This window comes from Streptomyces sp. NPDC014006 (assembly GCF_043088925.1).
GTDB lineage: Bacteria > Actinomycetota > Actinomycetes > Streptomycetales > Streptomycetaceae > Streptomyces.
Genome location: NZ_JBICAJ010000003.1, coordinates 477,708 through 497,705, shown reverse-complemented (window position 1 = coordinate 497,705; position 19,998 = coordinate 477,708). Strand labels below are relative to the sequence as shown.

Genomic DNA, 19,998 nt, shown 5'->3' with positions numbered 1-19,998 from the left:
CGGGCCCCTCGGCAATTTGTCGAAACCCCCTGTCACCGCGAGCCGTCGCCGCTCTACCATCGCCTTATCCGTAGCAGGCTCCCCTCCGTTTCTGCCCGACGGCTCGTCGTCATGCGAGCCCCAAGCCCTACGGAGCATCGGGGGATGCACATGAACAGCGTTCCGCAGCACCTGTTGAGTGAGGACCGTCAGGACTACGAACGGATCCTCGATGAGGCGCTGCGCTCCGCAGCACACCGTCCGGAACTGTCCGCCGTCGGCCAACGGCTCACCCTCGAACAGCTGCGCGCCATGGCGCTCAGCGCCATCTCCCTCATCACCGCCTCCGCCGCCACCGAGTACCAGCACTACGTCAAGGTCCGCGAGGAGCTGCGCCATCCGGCCCCGGCCGCCGCCCCGACAGCCGAGCACCCCTCCGCATCCTCCGACGCCGGCAGCGCCCCGATGGGGCTCGCCGCCACCATGGGCGAGATGGCCGAGAGCACCGGCGCGGGCGCCGTCGCCGTCGTCGCCGTCCTCGCACCCGTCCTCGCCGGCACCGCCGCCGCGATATTCCTGCTCGTGGGCTACGTCCTGAAGATGCTCGACCCCGAGCCGGCCTTCGCCCGGACCATGCTGACCGCCGGATGGGTCTTCGGCGCGCTGACGGCGGCCGCGATCCTCGTCGCCACGGTCGGACTGCTGCTCACGGCCCTGCGCAACCGTCCCTCGCTCGACCCCGGCGCCCCCGGCGAACCTCCTCAGGAGCTGACCCAGGCGCGCGACGCCTGGCATGAAGCCCTGCTGGAACGCGGGATCGTGCCGTTCCTGCGCGACGCCCTGGCCGATCCCGGTACGACGCCGGCTCACCCCGTCTCCCCGTCGGTGCCGTCCAGCCGCATGCCGCGCCTGGGTTATGACCGGCCGGGATTCACCAGCCCCGACGACGGCCCCGCCGCCGGCCCGCGCCCGAGCTTCACGAGCCCCGACTTCAGCAGCCCGGACTTCGGCGGGCCGGAACACCAGCCGGAGTGAACCGCAGGTGCGCGCCCCGCACCGTCCATCAACAGGACGATCCGGGCGAGTGATCGGCGTCCTGGTCCTTCGGGACTTCTCGAGCCGACCCGGCGCAGGCACGTCCGGGATCCTGAAGTGCCCTACGCCCAGTGACTCTCGGCTCCGGTCATACGACTGATCACCTACGGCCACTGATCAGCACGTCGCCCAACGACTGGAGCCGGATGAGCGGTACTCCGTGCACGCCAGACACGGAGTACCGCCCGCGGCCCGCGTCAGTCCGCGATCGGCAGATACACGCGGTTGCCCGCCGCCGCGAACTCCCGCGACTTCTCGGCCATCCCGGCCTCGATCTCGGCCTTGCTGCCGCCGTGCTCACGGCGGATGTCCTGCGAGATCTTCATCGAGCAGAACTTCGGCCCGCACATCGAGCAGAAGTGTGCCGTCTTGGCCGGTTCGGCCGGCAGGGTCTCGTCGTGGAACTCCCGCGCCGTGTCCGGGTCCAGGGCGAGGTTGAACTGGTCCTCCCACCGGAACTCGAACCGGGCGTCGGACAGCGCGTCGTCCCACTCCTGCGCACCCGGGTGCCCCTTGGCGAGATCGGCCGCGTGAGCCGCGATCTTGTAGGTGATGACGCCGGTCTTGACGTCGTCCCGGTTGGGCAGGCCCAGGTGCTCCTTGGGCGTGACATAGCAGAGCATCGCCGTGCCCCACCAGGCGATCATCGCGGCGCCGATGCCGGAGGTGATGTGGTCGTACGCCGGCGCGACGTCCGTGGTCAGCGGGCCGAGCGTATAGAACGGAGCTTCATCGCAGATCTCCTGCTGAAGGTCGATGTTCTCCTTGATCTTGTGCATCGGGACGTGTCCCGGGCCCTCGATCATGGTCTGTACGTTGAAACGCTTGGCGATCGTGTTGAGTTCCCCGAGCGTGCGGAGCTCCGCGAACTGCGCCTCGTCGTTGGCGTCCGCGATGGAGCCGGGCCTGAGGCCGTCACCGAGGGAGTACGTCACGTCGTAGGCGGCGAGGATCTCGCACAGCTCCTCGAAGTGCTCGTACAGGAACGATTCCTTGTGGTGAGCGAGGCACCACGCGGCCATGATCGAGCCGCCGCGCGAGACGATGCCCGTCTTGCGGTTGGCGGTGAGCGGCACATACGCCAGGCGCACGCCCGCGTGGACCGTCATGTAGTCCACGCCCTGCTCGGCCTGCTCGATGACCGTGTCCTTGTAGATCTCCCAGGTCAGTTCCTCGGCCCTGCCGTCGACCTTCTCCAGTGCCTGGTAGAGCGGCACCGTGCCGATGGGGACGGGGGAGTTGCGCAGCACCCACTCACGGGTGGTGTGGATGTTGCGGCCCGTGGACAGGTCCATGACCGTGTCGGCGCCCCAACGGGTCGCCCACGTCATCTTCTCGACCTCCTCCTCGATGGAGGAAGTCACCGCGGAGTTGCCGATGTTGGCGTTGACCTTCACCAGGAACCGCTTGCCGATGATCATCGGCTCGATCTCCGGGTGGTTGACGTTGGCCGGCAGTACGGCGCGGCCCGCCGCGATCTCCTCGCGGACCACCTCGGGCGAGACGTTCTCCCGCAGGGCCACGAACTCCATCTCGGGCGTGATCTCGCCCCGGCGGGCGTACGCGAGCTGGGTGACCGCCTGGCCGTCACGGCCGCGACGGGGCTGGCGCGGACGTCCGGGGAAGACCGCGTCGAGGTTGCGCAGGCCTCCGCGCGGCGAGGTGTGCTTGACCCCGTCGTCCTCTGGACGGACGGGACGGCCCGCGTACTCCTCGGTGTCGCCGCGGGCGATGATCCAGTTCTCCCGGAGCGGTGACAGGCCCCTGCGCACGTCGGTGTCGACGAGCGGATCGGTATACGGGCCGGATGTGTCGTACAGCGTGACCGACTTCCCGTTGGTGAGGTGCACCTGACGGACCGGCACCCGCAGGTCGGGGCGCGAACCCTCGACGTATGCCTTGTGCCAGCCGATGGACTTTCCGGCCTCCTGAGCCGTTTCGCTCTGAACGGAGGCAGGCGTGCGTGCGTCCTTGTTGGTCATGAGACCTACTCCCTACGCCGGCATTACCCGGTAACAGGTTCGGCGGTCGACGCAGCGGTCACCGTCTGCCGACATTTCGTGTGGAACACCACATGTTCCACGTGAAACATCGCAAAGACGGAGGTCAGCGCCCTCTCAGCCCGGTGCTCCGAGCTCCCGCGTGTGCAAAGGTGCCTCCACGCTAGCGTCAATTCGGGCGCGGTGAACAGGGGGCCCCTGTCGTTCTTGCGATGATCGGTCGGTGACCACCACACACCAGCCCCCGTATCCGCCGTCCGAGCCGCCCCGCGGCCAGGGCCCGACAGGCCACGGCCAGGACGTCGAGGACGGGCATGAGCAGGGGCACGCATCAGGGTCCGGACACGGACACCGGCGCGCGTCCGGTGGCGGCCACGGGCACGGTGCCACCCATGCCGCGGGAGGCGGGCACGGTGCCCAGCACTCTGCGGGAGGCGGGCATGGGCACAGTCACAATCACGGGCCCGCTGCTCCTGTCTCCCGGCATCTGCGCAAGGTGATCGCGGCGATCCTCATCCCGTTCGCCGTGGCGGTGGTCGTCGGCCTTGGCGTGCTGTGGCCCGGGGGTGCCCCGTCCCACCAGCGCACCGGTGTCGGCTTCGACCGGCAGACCCAGCAGGCCACGGTCACCCAGGTGGTCGAGGTGAGCTGCAAGGCGGTCAACGCCTCCGGTGGCACGCCGACCGGCGACACATCCACCGCGGAGGGCTCCCCGGCCCAGCAACAGGCGTCGGGCGCCTGCAAGAAGGCCACCGTCCGGGTCGACTCGGGCAAGGACACGGGCCGGACGTTCACCGAGATCGTGCAGCCGGACCAGACGCGGCAGCTGCACCAGGGCGAGAAGGTCGTGGTCGCCTACGAGCCCTCGGCGCCGAGGGACCTGCAGTACTCGGTCACAGACGTCGACCGGCGCTTCCCGATGGCCCTGCTGGCCGGCATCTTCGCGCTCGCCGTCATCGTCGTCGGGCGGATGCGCGGGGTGATGGCGCTCGTCGCGCTGGCCATCAGCTTCATGGTGCTGAACTTCTTCATCCTGCCGGCGGTCCTGCAGGGCGAGAACCCGTTGGTCGTCGCCGTCGTGGGCTCCAGTGCGATCATGCTCATCGCCCTGTATCTGTGCCACGGGCTGTCGGCCCGGACGTCCGTGGCGGTGCTCGGCACCCTGATCTCCCTGCTGCTGATCGGCGTCCTCGGTTCGCTGTTCATCGGCTGGGCCGCGCTGACCGGCAACACGGACGACAACACCGGCCTGATCCACGGCCTGTACCCGTCCATCGACATGAGCGGTCTGCTGCTCGCCGGCGTCATCATCGGATCGCTGGGCGTGCTCGACGACGTGACGGTCACCCAGACCTCCGCCGTCTGGGAGCTGCACGAGGCCAACCCGTCGATGGGCTGGCGCGGGCTGTACCGGGCGGGCATCCGGATCGGCCGCGACCACATCGCATCAGTCGTCAACACCCTGGTCCTGGCCTACGCCGGTGCAGCGTTGCCGTTGCTGCTGCTCTTCTCCATCGCACAGAGCAGCGTGGGCACCGTCGCCAACAGTGAGCTGGTCGCGGAGGAGATCGTGCGCACGCTGGTGGGATCGATCGGCCTGGTCGCCTCGGTACCGGTCACCACGGCGCTCGCGGCCCTGGTGGTGGCCGCCGACCGTCCGGGTCCGGCACCGGCCGGCCATGACCTCGGCGGTGGCACCGGCACCGGCTCGATCCCGGTGCCCGCGGGGCGCGGCGGCCGGGGGCGGCGCCGCAAGCACTGAGGCACCGGCCGGCACCTTCGCCGTACCGGCCAAACGACTGCAGAAGCGTTCCTGCATATTTCCGCCCAGCACTGGTGAACCGTTACGCCACCTTGGTGACGTGACGTCTCAGCCCGCGCTCTGCTCCTCCGCGAGGATGCGGTCGAGCGCCTGCTCCAGATGAGCGTCGAAGTCGGCGAGCGCACCCTCCTGGCCGAGCGGCACCAGCTTGTCGGTGCGATCCAGGAACGCCACGATCGGTGGCGCCGACGAACGGAACAGTGCCTGGTCGCAACCGACCTGGAGCCGGATCAGCACCTCGCCCAGCGTGTCGGCTTCGACCGGTGCGATACGGACATCGCCCTCCCCGCACGGCCGCCCCACCCCGTCGAGCAGCAGCTCACGGCCGAACGCCCAGGTCACCGGCGCATCCCCGGGGAGGTGGAAAGTCAGCCGTACGGCGTAGGGATCACAGGTCTCGTAGCGCAGTTCCACCGGGATGCGGAACGAGAGCTCCTCGGAGACGAGAAAGCTCATCATGACCTCTGCCTGTACTGCCTGCACGGACTCGCGCATTCGCCTACCCCGTCACTTGCCGTCGACTGGCTGGGAATGAACCCCTTGACACTGGAGGCATCTTGCTGAACGTGCACGTGAGATCACAAGGAGTGAGTTTTCAGATACTGATAGACAAGGCCAGCGAGCCCAGCAGGCGCCCGATCTCGTCCTGCAGTCTCCGCGCCGCGGGCAGCAGCCGATCGGCCTGGTGCGCGGGCAGCGAGATGGCCATCGTCGCGGCCGTGGTGCCCACCGTGATCGGCACCGCCGCACACACCGTGCCCAGGGCGTACTCCTGCCGCTCGATCACCGGCTCCATCCGCCGCAGCCGCTCCAGCCGCCGCAGCAAGGCATGGTTGTCACACACCGTGTATGGGGTGATGGCCTGCGCCGGGTAGCGGGCGAGGTGGTCGCGGCGGGCGCCCTCGTCCAACTGGGAGAGCAGGCACTGCCCGATGGCGTGGGCGTGTCCCGTCTCACGGAAGTCGGCCCACTCCTCGACCGCCGGGTTGCCGGGCGTGTCCGAAACACACATGACCTCGATCTCACCCTCGCGGTACATGGCGTAATACACCGGCACACCGATCGAATCGCGCCACTGTGCGAGTGTGTCCACGATCGTGCTGCGACGTTTCTGCTCCGCTCCGCTACTGCCCAGCCGCTCGGCCGACTCACCGAGGAAGAACAGGCCCTTCTCGCGGCACAGATAGCCCTCGTGCACCAGAGTGCGCAGCAGGTGGTAGGCGGTGGGCAGGGCCAGGCCGGTCTCCCGGGCCAGTTGTTTGGCGGGGGCGCCATAGGGGTGTTCGGCGACGGCTTCCAGCAGACGCATGGCGCGCTGCACGGAACTGATGAGCGTCGTCGCGGCCGGAGGCTGCTCGGTACCGGGCGTGGGGGCGGGCCGCTGCAGCGGGGGCGCGGTCGAGCAGGGCCGGGCGGGGGACGGGTACGGCTCTGCGGATGCGGTGTCAACCGTGGCCAAGGGTCACTCCCGAAGCGCGAGGGGGAGCCCGTGCGGGAACACGGGTGCGGGGGTGTCCGCCATGCGCGGGGGATCGGCCCCACGTCGGATTTTGGACTCTAACCGTCCGCCGCCGTGGACAGAACGGCTGGCCGGAAAAGTTCCCTCCCCCGAGGGAACCGGCGATTCCCTCGGCGATCACCGGCCGCGGGCCCCTACCAGTCGCTGCGCGAGGACGATCCGGCGGTGAACTTCCGCACGATGTAGATGAGACCGCCGATCAGGGCGACGAAGACCAGCAGCTTGAAGAGCAGCCCGATCACGAACCCGACGACCGTGGCAATCACACCGCCGAACACGACGAGGGCGATGACCGGCACCGCGACCCACTTCACCCACCACGGCAGTCCCGCGAAAATCTCTCGCATCGTCTTCGCCCTTTCCTCACCGGCCCGTTGACGGGTGCCGGACTCTCCTGGATGTCCTGCACTCGATGCTAGGGCCGGGGAGGGCGCACGCGGGGGCCTCGCACCCCCGGTCCTCCCCTGACCCGTCCCCTAGGGAACCCGGAGGAAGAATGCGGTCCCCTCAGCTCTCCGGCGGGGAGAACACCACGAGAACGCGCAGGTCCTCGCTGATGTGATGGAACTTGTGGGCGACCCCGGCGGGCACGTACACCACGCTGCCGCGTGCCACCTCCGTCGTCTCCAGGCCGACGGTGATCGCGGCGCGGCCGCTGACGACGAAGTAGACCTCGTCCTGGTTGTGCGGCTTTTGCGGGTCGTGCTCGCCCGCGTTGAGCGCGTACAGGCCGACGGACATGTTCCGCTCGCGCAGGAACTGCAGGTAGGCGCCTTCGTTGGCGGCCCGTTCCGCCTCCAGATCGTCCAGCCGGAATGCCTTCATCTTCTTGTTCGCCCTCGCCTCTGCTCCTGGCCGTGTCCGTCTGCCACGATCAGACACATGAAGAATTTCGTAGTCAAGACGATCGCCAACGCGGGCGCCCTGCTGGTCGCCGTGTGGTTGCTTGACAAGATCACCCTGACCGGATCGAGCACCGGCAAGAAGGCCGGCACGCTGATCGTCGTCGCCCTGGTCTTCGGCTTGGTGAACTTCCTGGTCAAGCCGGTCGTGAAGGTGCTGACCTTCCCCCTGTTCATCCTCACGCTCGGGTTGTTCACCCTGGTCGTCAACGCGCTGATGCTGCTGCTGACCTCGTGGGTGTGCGGCAAGGCCGACCTGAGCTTCCATGTCGAGGGCTTCTGGACGGCCGTCCTGGGCGGCCTGATCATCTCGATCGTGTCCTGGGCCCTGCACGTCGTGCTGCCCGACGAGGACTGAGGCGCCGTGAGCTACCGCGTCTGCTTCGTCTGCACCGGCAACATCTGCCGCTCCCCGATGGCCGAGTCCGTCTTCCGCGCCCGCGTGGCGGAGGCCGGTCTCGGCGATCTCGTCGAGGTCGACAGTGCCGGCACGGGCGGCTGGCACGAGGGCGACGGCGCAGACCCGCGCACGGTCGCCGTCCTGCGGGAGTCCGGGTACGACAGCGACCACACGGCGCGGCAGTTCCAGCCGTCCTGGTTCACCCGGCTCGACCTGGTGATCGCCCTGGACGCCGGGCACCTGAAGGCGCTGCGCCGTCTCGCGCCCACCGAGCAGGACGCGGTGAAGGTACGGCTCCTGCGCTCCTACGACCCCGCCGCAGGCGACGACCTGGACGTACCCGACCCGTACTACGGGGGCATGGACGGCTTCGAGGAGTGCCTTGAGATGGTGGAGGCGGCGAGCGACGGACTGCTCGCCGCGGTACGTGAGCGGATGGAAGGACGGGCGGCATGAGCGACGCGGACGAGGGTCGGGGCGACGGCACCCGCGCGGTGCGGGCGGGACTGCCCGAACCGGTCAAGCACGAACCGACGCTGCCGGGCCCGGTTTTCGCGGCCCACTTCCATCTGCCGGGCGATCCCACGGGGCCGTACACCTATGGGCGTGACGAGAACCCCACGTGGACGCTGCTGGAGCGGGCCATCGGCGAGCTGGAGGCGCCGGGCGAGGACGGCGTGGAGACGCTGGTGTTCGCCTCCGGGATGGCGGCGATCTCCGCGGTGCTGTTCTCCCAGCTGCGCACCGGGGACGCGGTCGTGCTGCCCAGCGACGGCTACCAGGCGCTGCCCCTGGTCCGCGCCCAGCTGGAGGCGTTCGGCGTCGAGGTGCGCACCGCGCCGACCGGCGGCGACGCGCAGCTGGAGGTGCTCGACGGCGCGCGGCTGCTGTGGATCGAGTCGCCGTCCAACCCCGGTCTCGACGTGTGCGACATCCGGCGGCTGGTCGATGCGGCGCACGCGCGTGGTGCCCTCGTCGCCGTCGACAACACGCTCGCCACGCCGCTCGGGCAGCGCCCGCTGGAGCTGGGCGCCGACTTCGCGGTGGCCAGCGGGACGAAGCAGCTCACCGGGCACGGCGACATCCTGCTCGGGTACGTCGCCGGCCGCGATCGGGAGGCCATGACCGCCGTGCGGCGCTGGCGCAAGATCGTCGGGGCGATCCCCGGGCCCATGGAGGCCTGGCTGGCGCACCGCTCCCTGGCCACGCTCGGGCTGCGCGTCGACCGGCAGAACGCCACGGCACTGAAGGTGGCCGAGGCGCTGCGGGAGCACCCGGACGTCACCGGACTGCGCTATCCGGGACTGCCCGGCGATCCGTCGCACAAGGTCGCCTGCCGGCAGATGCGGCGCTTCGGATGCGTCGTCTCCTTCACGCTGCCCACGCGCGCGCGTGCCGACCGTTTCCTGGACGCGCTGCGGCTGGTGGACGACGCCACCAGCTTCGGCGGGGTGCGCTCCACCGCCGAGCGGCGTGGCCGGTGGGGTGGAGACGCGGTGCCGGAGGGCTTCATCCGGCTGTCGGTCGGGGCGGAGGACGCCGAGGACCTGGTGGCCGATCTGCTACGCGCCCTCAAGGAGTCGGCCGGCTGACCTGCTGGCCGACGCGGATAGGGTGCCCGGCTCTCCGCGACGGACGGACGGTCCGAGCCTCCCCCCTCGTGGCTCGGACCGTCCGCGGTTCCACAGGCCAAGAACCGCGCGCACCAGGCTAGTTGACTCCCTGTCAGTGTCCAATCACGGTAGCGACAGAGGCCTATCGACATATTTATAGTTGGGTGCGCGGCCGAGCACCCCGAACGGGCGGCGAGAGGGGAGGGCACGCCATGGATCTGGCCTTGCTGCGCACCTTCGTGACCGTGCACCGCGCCGGGTCCTTCACCCGGGCGGCTGCCCTGCTCGGTCTGTCCCAACCGGCCGTGACCTCACAGATCCGCACACTGGAGCGGCAACTCGGCCGCCCCTTGTTCCTGCGCCAGGCCCGCGGGGTGACCCCGACGGCCATCGGCGACGAGCTGGCCCACAAGGCGGCCCCGCATCTGGACGCTTTGGTGGAGATCGCCGAGACGGGGGTCGACGAGGAGTCGTCGTTACGGACCCTGCATCTGGCCGGGCCCCCGGAGTTCATCGCGGAGCGGGCCCTGCCGGCGCTGACGGAGCTGACCGGTGACGACGGACAGGGGCTCGCCCTGCGCGCGTCCTTCGGCACCGCCGAGAAGGCACTCGAAGGGCTGGCGGCCGGCCATCACGACCTGGCCATCAGCACCACCCGGCCCCGAGACGCGCTGCTCACCGCCACCGCACTGTGCGACGAGGAACACGTCCTGGTCGCCGCCCCGCACCGGGTCGAACAGGTCCGCCGCGACGAACTGCGCCGCGCGGGCGCCCCGGCCCTGGAAAGCCTCCCCGTCGTCGAGGTCCACGAGTCCCTCCCCTTCGTCTCCCGCTACTGGGCCTCCGTCTTCGACTCCCGTCCCGCGCCCTCCGGCGCGATCATCGTCCCCGACCTGCGCGCGGTCCTCACCTGTACGGCGGCAGGGGCGGGGCTCGCCGTCCTGCCCCGCTATCTGTGCGCGGCTGCCCTGGAACGCGGGGAGGTCGTGGAGCTGCATCATCCGCCGGTGCCTCCGCTACGGACCTACTTTTTGGCGGTGCGCACCGGGACACTGGCCATGCCGCACATCGCCCGGGCCCATGAGCGACTCCAGCGGGCGGCGGCCGACTGGACATGAACCACTTGCGGATCACCGAGCGAGTTCGGTTGATGACGGTTCGCGATGTTTCACGTGAAACCGGCGGGGATGTTTCATGCGGAACGCGCCGGGCCACATTTCTCCCATGACCGTCCGACCCGTGGTCAAGCGCACCGCCCGCGCCGTTCTCCTGGACGGTGACGACCTCATCCTGATCAAGCGTACGAAGCCTGGCGTGGACCCCTACTGGCTGACACCCGGCGGCGGGGTGGAGCCCGAGGACCCGACCGTCGTCGACGCTCTGCACCGCGAGGTGGACGAGGAGCTCGGCGCCAAGATCACCGACGTGGTGCCCTGCTTCGTGGACACCGTGGAGCACATCGGCGAGGACGGCGGTGCGACCGGAGTGAAGGTGCAGCACTTCTTCGTCTGCCGCCTGGAATCCATGGACCTCTCACAGCGCCACGGCCCCGAGGTGGATGAGCCAGCCGGCGAGTATGAGATCGTCCGGGTTCCGTTCACCCGCGTCGGCATCGCCTCCGTGCACCTCGTTCCGCTGTCACTGCGGCACTACCTGGACGGGAACATCGAGGGCGTACGCGCCATGCACGCACCCGACCTGGGGTGATGAGCCCCGCCGCCTGTTTCACGTGAAACGTCGCCCGTCTGTCCCCGAGCTGTCCGCCAGACCACGACATGGCCAAAAGCACGTACGTCTGCCGTGAAACAGGTGGACGCAGGGGCCTGCCGTCGGACAGCCTGACCTGCGTGCCGACTGTTTCCCTTGCCGCTGTGCCCATCCGCCGTCTGACGCTTCGCGATCTCACCGCCTGCGCGGACCTGTCCGAGAACCGTGGCTGGCCGCGGGAGGAACACAAGTGGGGATTCCTCCTCACCGCGGGGACGGCTTACGGCATCGACGATCCCGAGGGCGGCCTCGTCAGCGCGTGTGTCGTCACCGCGTACGGACCGCGTGAGCGTCCTGTTCTCGGTGCCGTCGGTATGGTCCTGGTCGCCGAGCGCCACGCCCGCCAGGGCGTCGGGCGCCGGATGATGCGGCATGTCCTCGCCGAGATGGGCACGACGCCGCTCACCCTGCACGCGACACCGAACGGCCGCCCGCTCTACGAGGAGCTGGGCTTCAAGACCACGGGCCAGGCGGAGATGGTGGTCGGGCGCCTGACTCCGGACGTCACGGTGGACACTGCGGCCACACGGGCGGCCACCGCCGAGGACCTGTCGGCCATCCTCCGTCTCGACGAGGAGGTGTTCGGTGCCGATCGCACGCCGATCGTGACGCGGCTGCCCGCCTTCGCCGACCAGTTGCGCGTCGCGGAGGATGGTGGCCGGATCACCGGCTACGCCGCCGCGTGGCCGAACATGGACACCCACGTCGTGGGCCCGCTCATCGCCCGGGACACCGCGACGGCCAAGGCGCTGATGACCTCCCTTGCCGCGGGCACCGACCGCCCGCTGCGCACCGACATCGACGCCCGCCACGAGGAACTGCTGTCCTGGGTCAAGGAGCACGGCATGGCGTCCGTCGCCTTCAACTCCGTCATGACCCACGGCATCACCGGCCTGCCGGGTGACTGGAACCGGCGGTTCGCCCCGGTGACGGTGGCAGCGGGCTGACCGCGCGGTAGACGCACGACGCACGACAGCGCCGGTTCTCACGGGAACCGGCGCTGTGCTGTGGTGGACTGGCTGTGTTGTGGTGGGCTGTGGGTCAGGCCAGCGCCTCGACGGCCGCGGAGGCGAAGGCGTGGTCCTGCTCCGGCGCACCGCCGCCGACCCCTATCGCGCCGATCAGTCGGCCGTCGCGGTGGACGGGCAGGCCACCGGCGATGAACAGCAGCGGCCGGTCGAGCGCGGTGGGCAGGGTGTGGAAGAGGCCGCCGGGCTGGACGGCGTCCACCAGGTCCGCTGTCGGCGCGTCCAACTGGAGCGCTGTGTAGGCCTTCCGGGTGCTGGTCTCCCCCGAGATCAGCACGGCCCGGTCGTCCCGCCGGAAGGCGAGGAGGTGCCCGCCGGCATCCAGCACGCTGATGCTGACGGTGACGCCGGCCGTCTCGGCTGCCCGCCGGACGGCGGCGACGAGGATCTCGGCGTCTTTGGTGGTCAGGGGGGTCACGGCGGTGGTGGTGCTCACGGGGGTCTCCTTGGTGAGGCGTTGTGCGGTGTTACGGAAGAGCGGTGCACGGGGGTGCCGCTCCGGCGATGCCCGAGGGCGTTGCTCGGGAGCATTGCTCCAGGACGTTGCTCAAGGGAGGTGGACCCTGTCGGCGCCGGGACGGCCCTGGCCCGGGCGCCGGCAGGCTCGAGGGGGGTCAGTGGTGGACGGCGGCGCGTGGCTCGACGGTCCCCGAGCCGGCCACCACGGTGTCGGGTCCACCGGCCCGGCGCTCCAGGGCGGCCGAGAGCACGGCGAGGACGAGGGCGCCCGCAGCGAGGACGGCTCCCACCCAGTTGGGGGCGGTGTAACCGAAGCCGGCCGAGATCACGAGCCCGCCGAGCCAGGCCGACAGGGCGTTGCCGAGGTTGAAGGCGCCGATGTTCACGGCCGAGGCCAGCGTGGGAGCGCCATGGGCCTGGTCGAGGACGCGCTTCTGCAACGGCGGGACGGTGGCGAAGCCGAGCGCCCCGATCAGGGCGATGGTGACGGCCGCGAGGATCTTGTTGTGCGCGGTGAGCGTGAAGAGCGCCAGAACGACGGCCAGGGCGCCCAGCGACACGTACAGCATGGGCATCAGGGCGCGGTCGGCGAACTTGCCGCCGACGAGGTTGCCGCCCACCATGCCGAGGCCGAACAGCACCAGCAGCCAGGTGACGGAGCCGTCGGCGAACCCGGTGACGTGCGTCATCATCGGCGCGATGTAGGTGATGGCCGCGAAGACACCGCCGAAGCCGAGGACGGTCATCGCCATCGCGAGCAGGACCTGGACGTTCTTGAACGCGGCCAGTTCGTGGCGCAGATGCACGCCTTCCGGCTTGGGCAGGTCGGGGACGAGCCTGGCGATGCCGAGCAGGCCGATGACGCCGAGGGCGGCGACGATGCCGAAGGTGACCCGCCAGCCGACGCTCTGGCCGACCAGGGTGCCGAGCGGTACGCCCACGACGTTGGCGACGGTCAGGCCGGTGAACATCATGGCGATGGCGCCGGCCTTCTTGTCGGGGGCGACCAGTTCGGCGGCGACCACTGAACCGATGCCGAAGAAGGCACCGTGGGCGAGTGAGGCCACCACCCGGCCGATGAGCATGATGCCGAAGGCGGGAGCGAGGGCGGACAGCAGGTTGCCGGCGATGAACAGGGCCATCAGCAGCATCAGCATCCGCTTGCGGGGGATCTTGGTGCCGAGGACCGTCATCAGCGGGGCGCCGAACATGACACCGAGTGCGTATCCGGTGACGAGGAAGCCCGCCGTCGGGATGGAGACCCCGAAGTCGCCCGCGACCTCGGGCAGCAAACCCATGATCACGAACTCGGTCGTTCCGATTCCGAAGGCCCCGATCGCGAGGGCCAGAAGCGCGAGAGGCATGGAGGGGTACACCTTCCCAAACGATTGCAGATGCGCTTTGCGTGCGTTCACAATAGTTGCAGACGCGGGATACTTGCAAACGCGCTCTATTGCGTGGCTGCCCTATCCTGGTAGCAGCCGCTCCGGGACGGAGGAAGAACGCCGATGACAGCGACGGACCCCGCGCTCACCGCCCTCGCTCAGGGCTGGTGCGCCCTCTCTCTGCTGCACGGGAGGATCGAGACGCACATCGAGCGCGCCCTGCAGGCTCGTCACGGGCTGAGCGTGCGCGAGTACTCCCTGCTCGACGTGCTCAGCCGGCAGCACGACGGCGACGGCGGACATCTGCAGATGAAGCAGGTCGCCGACGCGGTCGTCCTCAGCCAGAGCGCCACCACCCGCCTGGTCACACGGCTCGAGGACCGCGGTCTGCTCGAGCGCTACCTGTGCCCCACCGACCGTCGTGGCATCTACACCAACGTCACCGACGCCGGTCTGAAGCTCCTGGAGGAGGCCCGGCCCACCAACGACGCCGCACTGCGAGAGGCCCTCGACGAGGCGGCGAAGAACGCGGATCTTGCCCCTCTGGTCCACGTCGTGGAAACCCTGAAGGCACCGCTGCCCGCATAGGGTGCGGTCATGGGAGATCTTGAGATACGGGCCGCCGTCCCCGACGACGTCCCGGCCATCGTCGCCATGCTCGCGGACGACCCGTTGGGTGCCCAGCGCGAGTCCCCCGACGACCTCGCGCCGTACCTGAGTGCGTTCGAGAGCATCGCGGCGGACCTGAACCAGCGCCTGGTCGTCGCGGTGCGCGAGGGCCGCATCGTCGGCACCCTTCAACTGACTTTGATTCCCGGCCTGTCCCGGCGAGGGGCCACCCGGTCGATCATCGAAGCGGTGCGGATCCATGCCGACGAGCGCGGCAGCGGGCTGGGCACCCGGCTCATCGAGTGGGCGGTGGAGGAATCCCGGCGCCTGGGCTGCCAGTTGGTTCAGCTGACCTCGGACAAGAGCCGGACCGATGCCCACCGGTTCTACGAGCGACTCGGGTTCGAGAGCTCGCACCTCGGTTTCAAGCTGTCCCTGTGACCGACGCGGCGTGGGGGCCGTCTCGCGCCTGTTTCACGTGAAACAGCCCCCTCGCCCCCTCGCCCCGTCACGCGAAGCCACGATGCTTCAGCCGATACCCCGCCACCCCTGCGGGTCGACACCGCCCGGCACCGCGGCGCTGTCGTCGTACGGCTGCCGCGTGAAGGCGAATGAGCCAAGGTCCAGGTGGTCGACCGAGCCGTCGGCCCGCCGCACCGCCTGCAGAACCTCGCCGGCGTAGTAGCCCTCCAGCCCGGTCCACGTGCCGTCACCGTTCGGCCGGAAGCGCGAGCGCCGGCCGTTGCCCGTGAGCGGCTCCAGCGACGCCAGCCCGTCGGACGTCAGCCGCAGGGCGAACCCGTGCGTCCCCCAGTACCAGGGCCCGGCCAGCTCCAGAACCGCCGGATCGGCTTCCCGCAACGGGCGCCAGGGTTCGGGGATGCGCGGCTCCGCCTCGGCGACGATCCCCACGAGACCCGCGGCCACGGTCGCGACGGGCGGACCGGAAGTACAGTTGGCGAGCACCACGGCGGCCACGTCATCCTCCACGCTGAACTGGAGGCCGGCCAGGAACCCCGGAAGCGATCCGGAGTGCCCTGCCAGCAGCCGCCCGCCGTGGTGCCGGATCTCCAAACCGAGTCCGTAGGCGTAACCGTCGGCCACGCTCGCCGCCTCGGAAGGGGCCGTGGGCGTCCGCATCTCGCGCAGGGACTGCGCGCCGAGCACCCGGTCGTCTCCCTTGGCCAGGAAGGCGGCAAAGCGCGCCAGGTCGCCCGTGGTGGACCACAGCTGGCCCGCGGGGGCCATCCGGCCCAGATCTTCCGCCGGTTCGGGCAGCATCGCATCGGCCCATGGGTGCACGGCCCAGCCTCCGGCCTGTGGGGCACTGGGCCGCACATCCGTGCGTCGAAGGCCCAGAGGTTCGAGCACTTCGCGCCGCAGCACGTCCTCCCATGCCTCGCCCCGCACCTCCTCGACCACGGCCCCGAGCAGCGTGAAACCGGGGTTGGAGTAGTGGAACCGCTCACCGACCGGGTGCCGGAACGGCTGCTCCCCCAGAACGTCAGCGAGTTCGGGCCGCAGCGTCCCCGGCGTGCGCTCCCACCACGGGGCCGGCGACTCGGCCGCCAGCCCGCTGGTGTGTGCGAGCAGTTCCCGGATCGTCACCTCGCCCGCGCCGGTGCCGGGCAGATGCTTCTCCAGCGGGTCACCGAGGTCGAGCAGTCCCTCGTCCCGTAGCCGCAGGACCAGAACGGCCGTGAAGGTCTTGGTGATCGACCCGATCCTGTACTGCACGGTCTCGTCGGGCCCATGACCATCGACCGAGGTGCGCGCACCGTGCCAGACGGTGCGTCCGTCGCGGACGACGGCCGCGACGAGCGAGGGGGCCCTGCCGTCCGCCTGGGCCACGGCGATCCGGTGCAACAGCGCACGCCGGGTGGCGGGCAGCAGCTCTTCCTGAGATGTCGTCATGCACCCAGTCCACCCGCCGGGTCAGCCCACGTCGAGTCCATTTCGCCGGGCGCGGCGCCACCCGGCGGGCGCCTCAGGTCTGCGCCATGTCCACGAAGCGCGAGTAGTGGCCCTGGAAGGCGACCGTGATCGTCGCCGTCGGGCCGTTACGGTGCTTGGCCACGATCAGGTCGGCCTCGCCCGCGCGCGGCGACTCCTTCTCGTAGGCGTCCTCGCGGTGCAGCAGGATGACCATGTCGGCGTCCTGCTCGATGGAGCCGGACTCACGCAGGTCCGAGACCATCGGCTTCTTGTCGGTGCGCTGCTCGGGGCCACGGTTGAGCTGGGAGAGCGCGATCACGGGAACCTCCAGCTCCTTGGCGAGCAGCTTGAGGTTACGTGACATGTCCGACACCTCCTGCTGACGGCTCTCGGCACGCTTGGAGCCGCCGGACTGCATCAGCTGGAGATAGTCGATGACGACCAGCCTGAGGTCGTTGCGCTGCTTCAGACGGCGGCACTTGGCGCGGATCTCCATCATCGACAGGTTCGGGGAGTCGTCGATGTAGAGCGGCGCCGCGGACACGTCGGGCATCCGGCGGGCCAGGCGCGTCCAGTCGTCGTCGGTCATCGTGCCGGAGCGCATGTGGTGCAGGGCGACACGGGCCTCCGCGGACAGCAGGCGCATCGCGATCTCGTTGCGCCCCATCTCGAGGGAGAAGATCACGCTCGGTAGGTTGTGCCTGATCGCCGCGGCGCGCGCGAAGTCCAGCGCGAGGGTGGACTTACCCATGGCGGGACGGGCCGCGATGACGATCATCTGGCCGGGGTGCAGACCGTTGGTGAGCGAGTCGAAGTCGGTGAAGCCCGTGGGCACACCGGTCATCTCGCCGCTGCGCGAGCCGATTGCCTCGATCTCGTCGAGGGCGCCCTCCATGATGTCGCCGAGCGGCAGGTAGTCCTCGCTGGTGCGCTGCTCGGTGACCGCGTAGATCTCCGCCTGGGCACGGTTGACGATCTCGTCGACGTCGTCGTCGGCTGCGTATCCCATCTGCGTGATCCGCGTGCCGGCCTCGACCAGGCGACGCAGGACCGCGCGCTCGTGCACGATCTCCGCGTAGTACTCGGCGTTGGCCGCCGTCGGGACCGTCTGGACGAGGGTGTGCAGATACGACGCGCCGCCGACCTTGTTGATCTCACCCCGCTTGGTGAGTTCGGCGGCGATGGTGATGGGGTCGGCCGGCTCGCCCCGGGCGTAGACGTCGAGGATCGCCTGGTAGATCGTCTCGTGCGCGGGCTTGTAGAAGTCGTGGCCCTTGAGGATCTCGACGACGTCGGCGATCGCGTCCTTCGACAGCAGCATGCCGCCGAGGACCGACTGCTCGGCCTCCAGGTCCTGTGGCGGTACCCGCTCGAAGGCCGAACCGGCGCCGTCCCAGCCGCCGCTGTCCCGCCCCCGGTCGTGCTGCTCCTCACGCGTCCGGACCCCGTCACCGCGCCGGCGGGAAGCGGGCAGACGATCACTTGGACCGCTGTCGGCCCACGGATCGTCCAAGGGCTCGGAAATGCTCACCGAGCCACCTCCTCCCGTCCGCAGAGCGGACCTCGCCGTGCCCCTCTGTTCTAAGGGACGGCACTGACAAACCGAGAGGCCCGACTCCACTTGAGACGCGTTGGTTTTGTGGCGTTTTTTGCCACCGGCGGACGAGCGGGCGCCGGACAACGGTAGGCCCCACGGAGGCGTCAGCCAATCTGGTTATCCACAGGCCATGTGGACGACGGCCCCGATGCTGTGGAGAACCCCTCGAAACCTGTGCACGACCCGGTGGACAGCGCTGTGAACAAGCTCGCTCTGCCACTGAAGCAACGCCTCTGACCTGCGGTTTCGACATCCACTGGCTGTGCAGAAGAAAAACTTCCCCGGTCGGACCAAGATCACTTCGAACACTGCGCGAGAAGACGTCCACCCTTCCGGCAAGTAAGGGTCTCTATGGCATTGCATCTCTTACCTGTGGACGACTAGATTGCTGCTCATGACACAGGCTCCCGCGACCTCCAGGGTCACCCGCCGCCGCCACGACCGCGAGATCGTCACCCTGGCCGTTCCGGCCTTCGGCGCCCTCGTCGCCGAGCCTCTCTTCGTCATGGCCGACAGCGCCATCGTGGGTCATCTCGGTACCGCCCAGCTCGCGGGGCTCGGCGTCGCCTCCGCCCTGCTCACCACCGCGGTGAGCGTGTTCGTGTTCCTCGCCTACGCGACCACGGCCGCGGTGGCCCGCCGCGTGGGTGCCGGCGATCTCCCGGCCGCCATCCGCCAGGGCATGGACGGCATCTGGCTCGCGGTTCTGCTCGGAGCGGCCGTCATCGCCCTAGTCCTTCCGCTGGCTCCGGCGATCGTCGACCTCTTCGGCGCCTCGTCCACCGCGGCACCGTACGCCATCACCTATCTGCGGATCTCCGCGCTGGGCATCCCCGCCATGCTCGTCGTGCTCGCCGCGACCGGTGTTCTGCGCGGACTGCAGGACACGAAGACACCGCTCTACGTCGCCGTCGGCGGGTTCGTCGCCAACGGCACCCTGAACGCGGGCCTCGTCTACGGCGCCGGTCTCGGCATCGCGGGCTCGGCGTGGGGAACTGTCATCGCGCAATGCGGCATGGCTGCGGTCTATCTCACGGTGGTGATCCGCGGTGCCCGTCGGCACGGCGCCTCCCTGCGACCCGATGCCGCGGGCATCCGCGCCTCCGCCCAGGCAGGCGTTCCGCTCCTGGTGCGCACGCTGTCCCTGCGCGCCATCCTGATGATCGCCACCGCCGTGGCCGCACGCCTCGGTGACGCCGATATCGCCGCCCACCAGATCATCCTGTCGCTGTGGAGCCTGCTCGCCTTCGCCCTCGACGCCATCGCCATCGCCGGGCAGGCCATCATCGGTCGCTACCTCGGCGCGGGCGACCCCGACGGTGCCCGAGCCGCCTGCCGGCGGATGGTGGAGTGGGGCATCGCGGTCGGCATCGTCCTCGGTGTCCTGGTGGTGCTCACCCGCCCGCTCTTCCTGCCGCTGTTCACCAGCGACTCCTCGGTGACGGACACCGCATTGCCCGCACTGCTGATCGTGGCGCTCTCCCAGCCGGTCTCCGGCGTGGTGTTCGTCTTGGACGGCGTGCTGATGGGCGCCGGCGATGGACCGTATCTGGCCTGGGCGATGCTGGTCACGCTGGCGGTCTTCGCACCGGCCGCGCTGCTTGTCCCGGCGCTGGGCGGAGGACTGACCGCACTGTGGGGGGCGATGACGCTGATGATGACCGTACGGTTGGTGACCCTCGGGCTGCGCACCCGCTCGGGCCGGTGGCTGGTGACGGGCGCGACGCGCTGACCGTTTCACGTGAAACGGTGCCGCCTTCACCGGGCCCGCCGATCCTCCGGCACGACGATCCGCTGGCGTGTTTCACGTGAAACACGCTCCCCGTCCCCGCCCGGGGCAGTTCCCCGCACACGAGAGGGGCCGCACCCTTCACGGGTGCGGCCCCTC

Annotated in this window: 20 protein-coding genes and 1 riboswitch; of the genes, 11 read left to right on the top strand and 9 right to left on the bottom strand. The window is 69.7% G+C overall.

All coding sequences use genetic code 11. The features are described 5' to 3' along the window. Positions 1-144: 144 nt before the first annotated feature. Positions 145-1,014, top strand: a complete 870-nt coding sequence (locus tag ACF1GV_RS14500) for a hypothetical protein (protein ID WP_391680260.1) — start codon at positions 145-147, stop codon at positions 1,012-1,014. A 257-nt stretch (positions 1,015-1,271) separates the two neighbouring features. Here ACF1GV_RS14500 and thiC read toward each other — a convergent pair whose 3' ends face one another. After that, positions 1,272-3,056, bottom strand: coding sequence for a phosphomethylpyrimidine synthase ThiC (gene thiC / locus ACF1GV_RS14495; protein WP_363265363.1), 1,785 nt, complete (start codon positions 3,054-3,056; stop codon positions 1,272-1,274). Next, positions 3,049-3,226: riboswitch (TPP riboswitch) on the bottom strand. (Overlaps the previous gene by 8 nt.) 71 nt (positions 3,227-3,297) lie before the next feature. Here thiC and ACF1GV_RS14490 point away from each other — a divergent pair. Beyond that, the gene (locus tag ACF1GV_RS14490) at positions 3,298-4,836 is read left to right on the top strand and encodes a YibE/F family protein (RefSeq protein ID WP_391680258.1); all 1,539 of its coding nucleotides are present in this window, start codon (positions 3,298-3,300) and stop codon (positions 4,834-4,836) included. A gap of 108 nt (positions 4,837-4,944) precedes the next feature. On the opposite strand, the gene ACF1GV_RS14485 is transcribed toward ACF1GV_RS14490, so the two are convergent. The 4 genes from ACF1GV_RS14485 to ACF1GV_RS14470 all read right to left on the bottom strand — a co-directional run bounded on the left by ACF1GV_RS14485 (position 4,945) and on the right by ACF1GV_RS14470 (position 7,240). After that, entirely contained in the window at positions 4,945-5,391 is a 447-nt protein-coding gene (locus tag ACF1GV_RS14485) for an SsgA family sporulation/cell division regulator (RefSeq protein ID WP_391680256.1), read from the bottom strand. A gap of 100 nt (positions 5,392-5,491) precedes the next feature. Then, positions 5,492-6,217: an IclR family transcriptional regulator gene (locus ACF1GV_RS14480; RefSeq protein WP_391680441.1), complete on the bottom strand. Its 726-nt coding sequence runs from the start codon at positions 6,215-6,217 to the stop codon at positions 5,492-5,494. Positions 6,218-6,549: 332 nt separating this feature from the next. Then, positions 6,550-6,762: a DUF5326 family protein gene (locus ACF1GV_RS14475; RefSeq protein WP_391680255.1), complete on the bottom strand. Its 213-nt coding sequence runs from the start codon at positions 6,760-6,762 to the stop codon at positions 6,550-6,552. A 160-nt stretch (positions 6,763-6,922) separates the two neighbouring features. Then, positions 6,923-7,240 carry a cupin domain-containing protein gene (locus tag ACF1GV_RS14470; RefSeq protein WP_391680253.1) on the bottom strand — a complete coding sequence of 106 codons (318 nt, stop codon included), beginning with the start codon at positions 7,238-7,240 and terminating at the stop codon, positions 6,923-6,925. A 57-nt stretch (positions 7,241-7,297) separates the two neighbouring features. Between ACF1GV_RS14470 and ACF1GV_RS14465 the strand changes: the two genes are divergently transcribed. The 6 genes from ACF1GV_RS14465 (at position 7,298) to ACF1GV_RS14440 (ending at position 12,044) form a co-directional block, all read left to right on the top strand. After that, on the top strand, positions 7,298-7,675 hold the full coding sequence (locus ACF1GV_RS14465) for a phage holin family protein (protein WP_363265359.1): 378 nt from the start codon (positions 7,298-7,300) through the stop codon (positions 7,673-7,675). Between the two features lie 6 nt (positions 7,676-7,681). Further along, the gene (locus tag ACF1GV_RS14460; RefSeq protein ID WP_391680251.1) at positions 7,682-8,173 is read left to right on the top strand and encodes a low molecular weight protein-tyrosine-phosphatase; all 492 of its coding nucleotides are present in this window, start codon (positions 7,682-7,684) and stop codon (positions 8,171-8,173) included. Further along, entirely contained in the window at positions 8,170-9,309 is a 1,140-nt protein-coding gene (locus ACF1GV_RS14455) for a cystathionine gamma-lyase (RefSeq protein WP_391680249.1), read from the top strand. The genes ACF1GV_RS14460 and ACF1GV_RS14455 overlap by 4 nt, the downstream gene beginning before the upstream one ends. A 233-nt stretch (positions 9,310-9,542) precedes the next feature. Then, complete coding sequence (locus ACF1GV_RS14450) at positions 9,543-10,448, top strand: LysR family transcriptional regulator (protein WP_391680247.1); 906 nt, start codon at positions 9,543-9,545, stop codon at positions 10,446-10,448. A gap of 106 nt (positions 10,449-10,554) precedes the next feature. Continuing rightward, positions 10,555-11,037, top strand: coding sequence for an NUDIX domain-containing protein (locus tag ACF1GV_RS14445; protein WP_391680245.1), 483 nt, complete (start codon positions 10,555-10,557; stop codon positions 11,035-11,037). A gap of 140 nt (positions 11,038-11,177) precedes the next feature. Next, positions 11,178-12,044, top strand: coding sequence for a GNAT family N-acetyltransferase (locus tag ACF1GV_RS14440; protein ID WP_391680244.1), 867 nt, complete (start codon positions 11,178-11,180; stop codon positions 12,042-12,044). 94 nt (positions 12,045-12,138) lie between these two features. Here the strand turns inward: ACF1GV_RS14440 and ACF1GV_RS14435 are convergent, their stop codons facing one another. Both ACF1GV_RS14435 and ACF1GV_RS14430 read right to left on the bottom strand, forming a co-directional pair. Then, positions 12,139-12,561, bottom strand: coding sequence for a heme-binding protein (locus ACF1GV_RS14435; protein ID WP_391680243.1), 423 nt, complete (start codon positions 12,559-12,561; stop codon positions 12,139-12,141). 178 nt (positions 12,562-12,739) lie between these two features. Beyond that, positions 12,740-13,948: an MFS transporter gene (locus ACF1GV_RS14430; RefSeq protein ID WP_391680241.1), complete on the bottom strand. Its 1,209-nt coding sequence runs from the start codon at positions 13,946-13,948 to the stop codon at positions 12,740-12,742. A gap of 144 nt (positions 13,949-14,092) precedes the next feature. Between ACF1GV_RS14430 and ACF1GV_RS14425 the strand changes: the two genes are divergently transcribed. Together ACF1GV_RS14425 and ACF1GV_RS14420 are read left to right on the top strand one after the other, a co-directional pair. Then, positions 14,093-14,557: a MarR family winged helix-turn-helix transcriptional regulator gene (locus tag ACF1GV_RS14425; RefSeq protein ID WP_391680239.1), complete on the top strand. Its 465-nt coding sequence runs from the start codon at positions 14,093-14,095 to the stop codon at positions 14,555-14,557. A gap of 9 nt (positions 14,558-14,566) precedes the next feature. Then, entirely contained in the window at positions 14,567-15,019 is a 453-nt protein-coding gene (locus ACF1GV_RS14420; protein ID WP_391680238.1) for a GNAT family N-acetyltransferase, read from the top strand. Positions 15,020-15,106: 87 nt separating this feature from the next. On the opposite strand, the gene ACF1GV_RS14415 is transcribed toward ACF1GV_RS14420, so the two are convergent. Both ACF1GV_RS14415 and dnaB read right to left on the bottom strand, forming a co-directional pair. Further along, positions 15,107-16,492: a serine hydrolase domain-containing protein gene (locus tag ACF1GV_RS14415; RefSeq protein ID WP_391680236.1), complete on the bottom strand. Its 1,386-nt coding sequence runs from the start codon at positions 16,490-16,492 to the stop codon at positions 15,107-15,109. A 73-nt stretch (positions 16,493-16,565) separates the two neighbouring features. Continuing rightward, on the bottom strand, positions 16,566-18,044 hold the full coding sequence (gene dnaB / locus ACF1GV_RS14410; protein ID WP_391680235.1) for a replicative DNA helicase: 1,479 nt from the start codon (positions 18,042-18,044) through the stop codon (positions 16,566-16,568). Positions 18,045-18,504: 460 nt separating this feature from the next. On the opposite strand from dnaB, the gene ACF1GV_RS14405 reads away from it, so the two are divergent. Continuing rightward, the gene (locus ACF1GV_RS14405; RefSeq protein ID WP_391680233.1) at positions 18,505-19,842 is read left to right on the top strand and encodes an MATE family efflux transporter; all 1,338 of its coding nucleotides are present in this window, start codon (positions 18,505-18,507) and stop codon (positions 19,840-19,842) included. Positions 19,843-19,998: the final 156 nt, after the last annotated feature.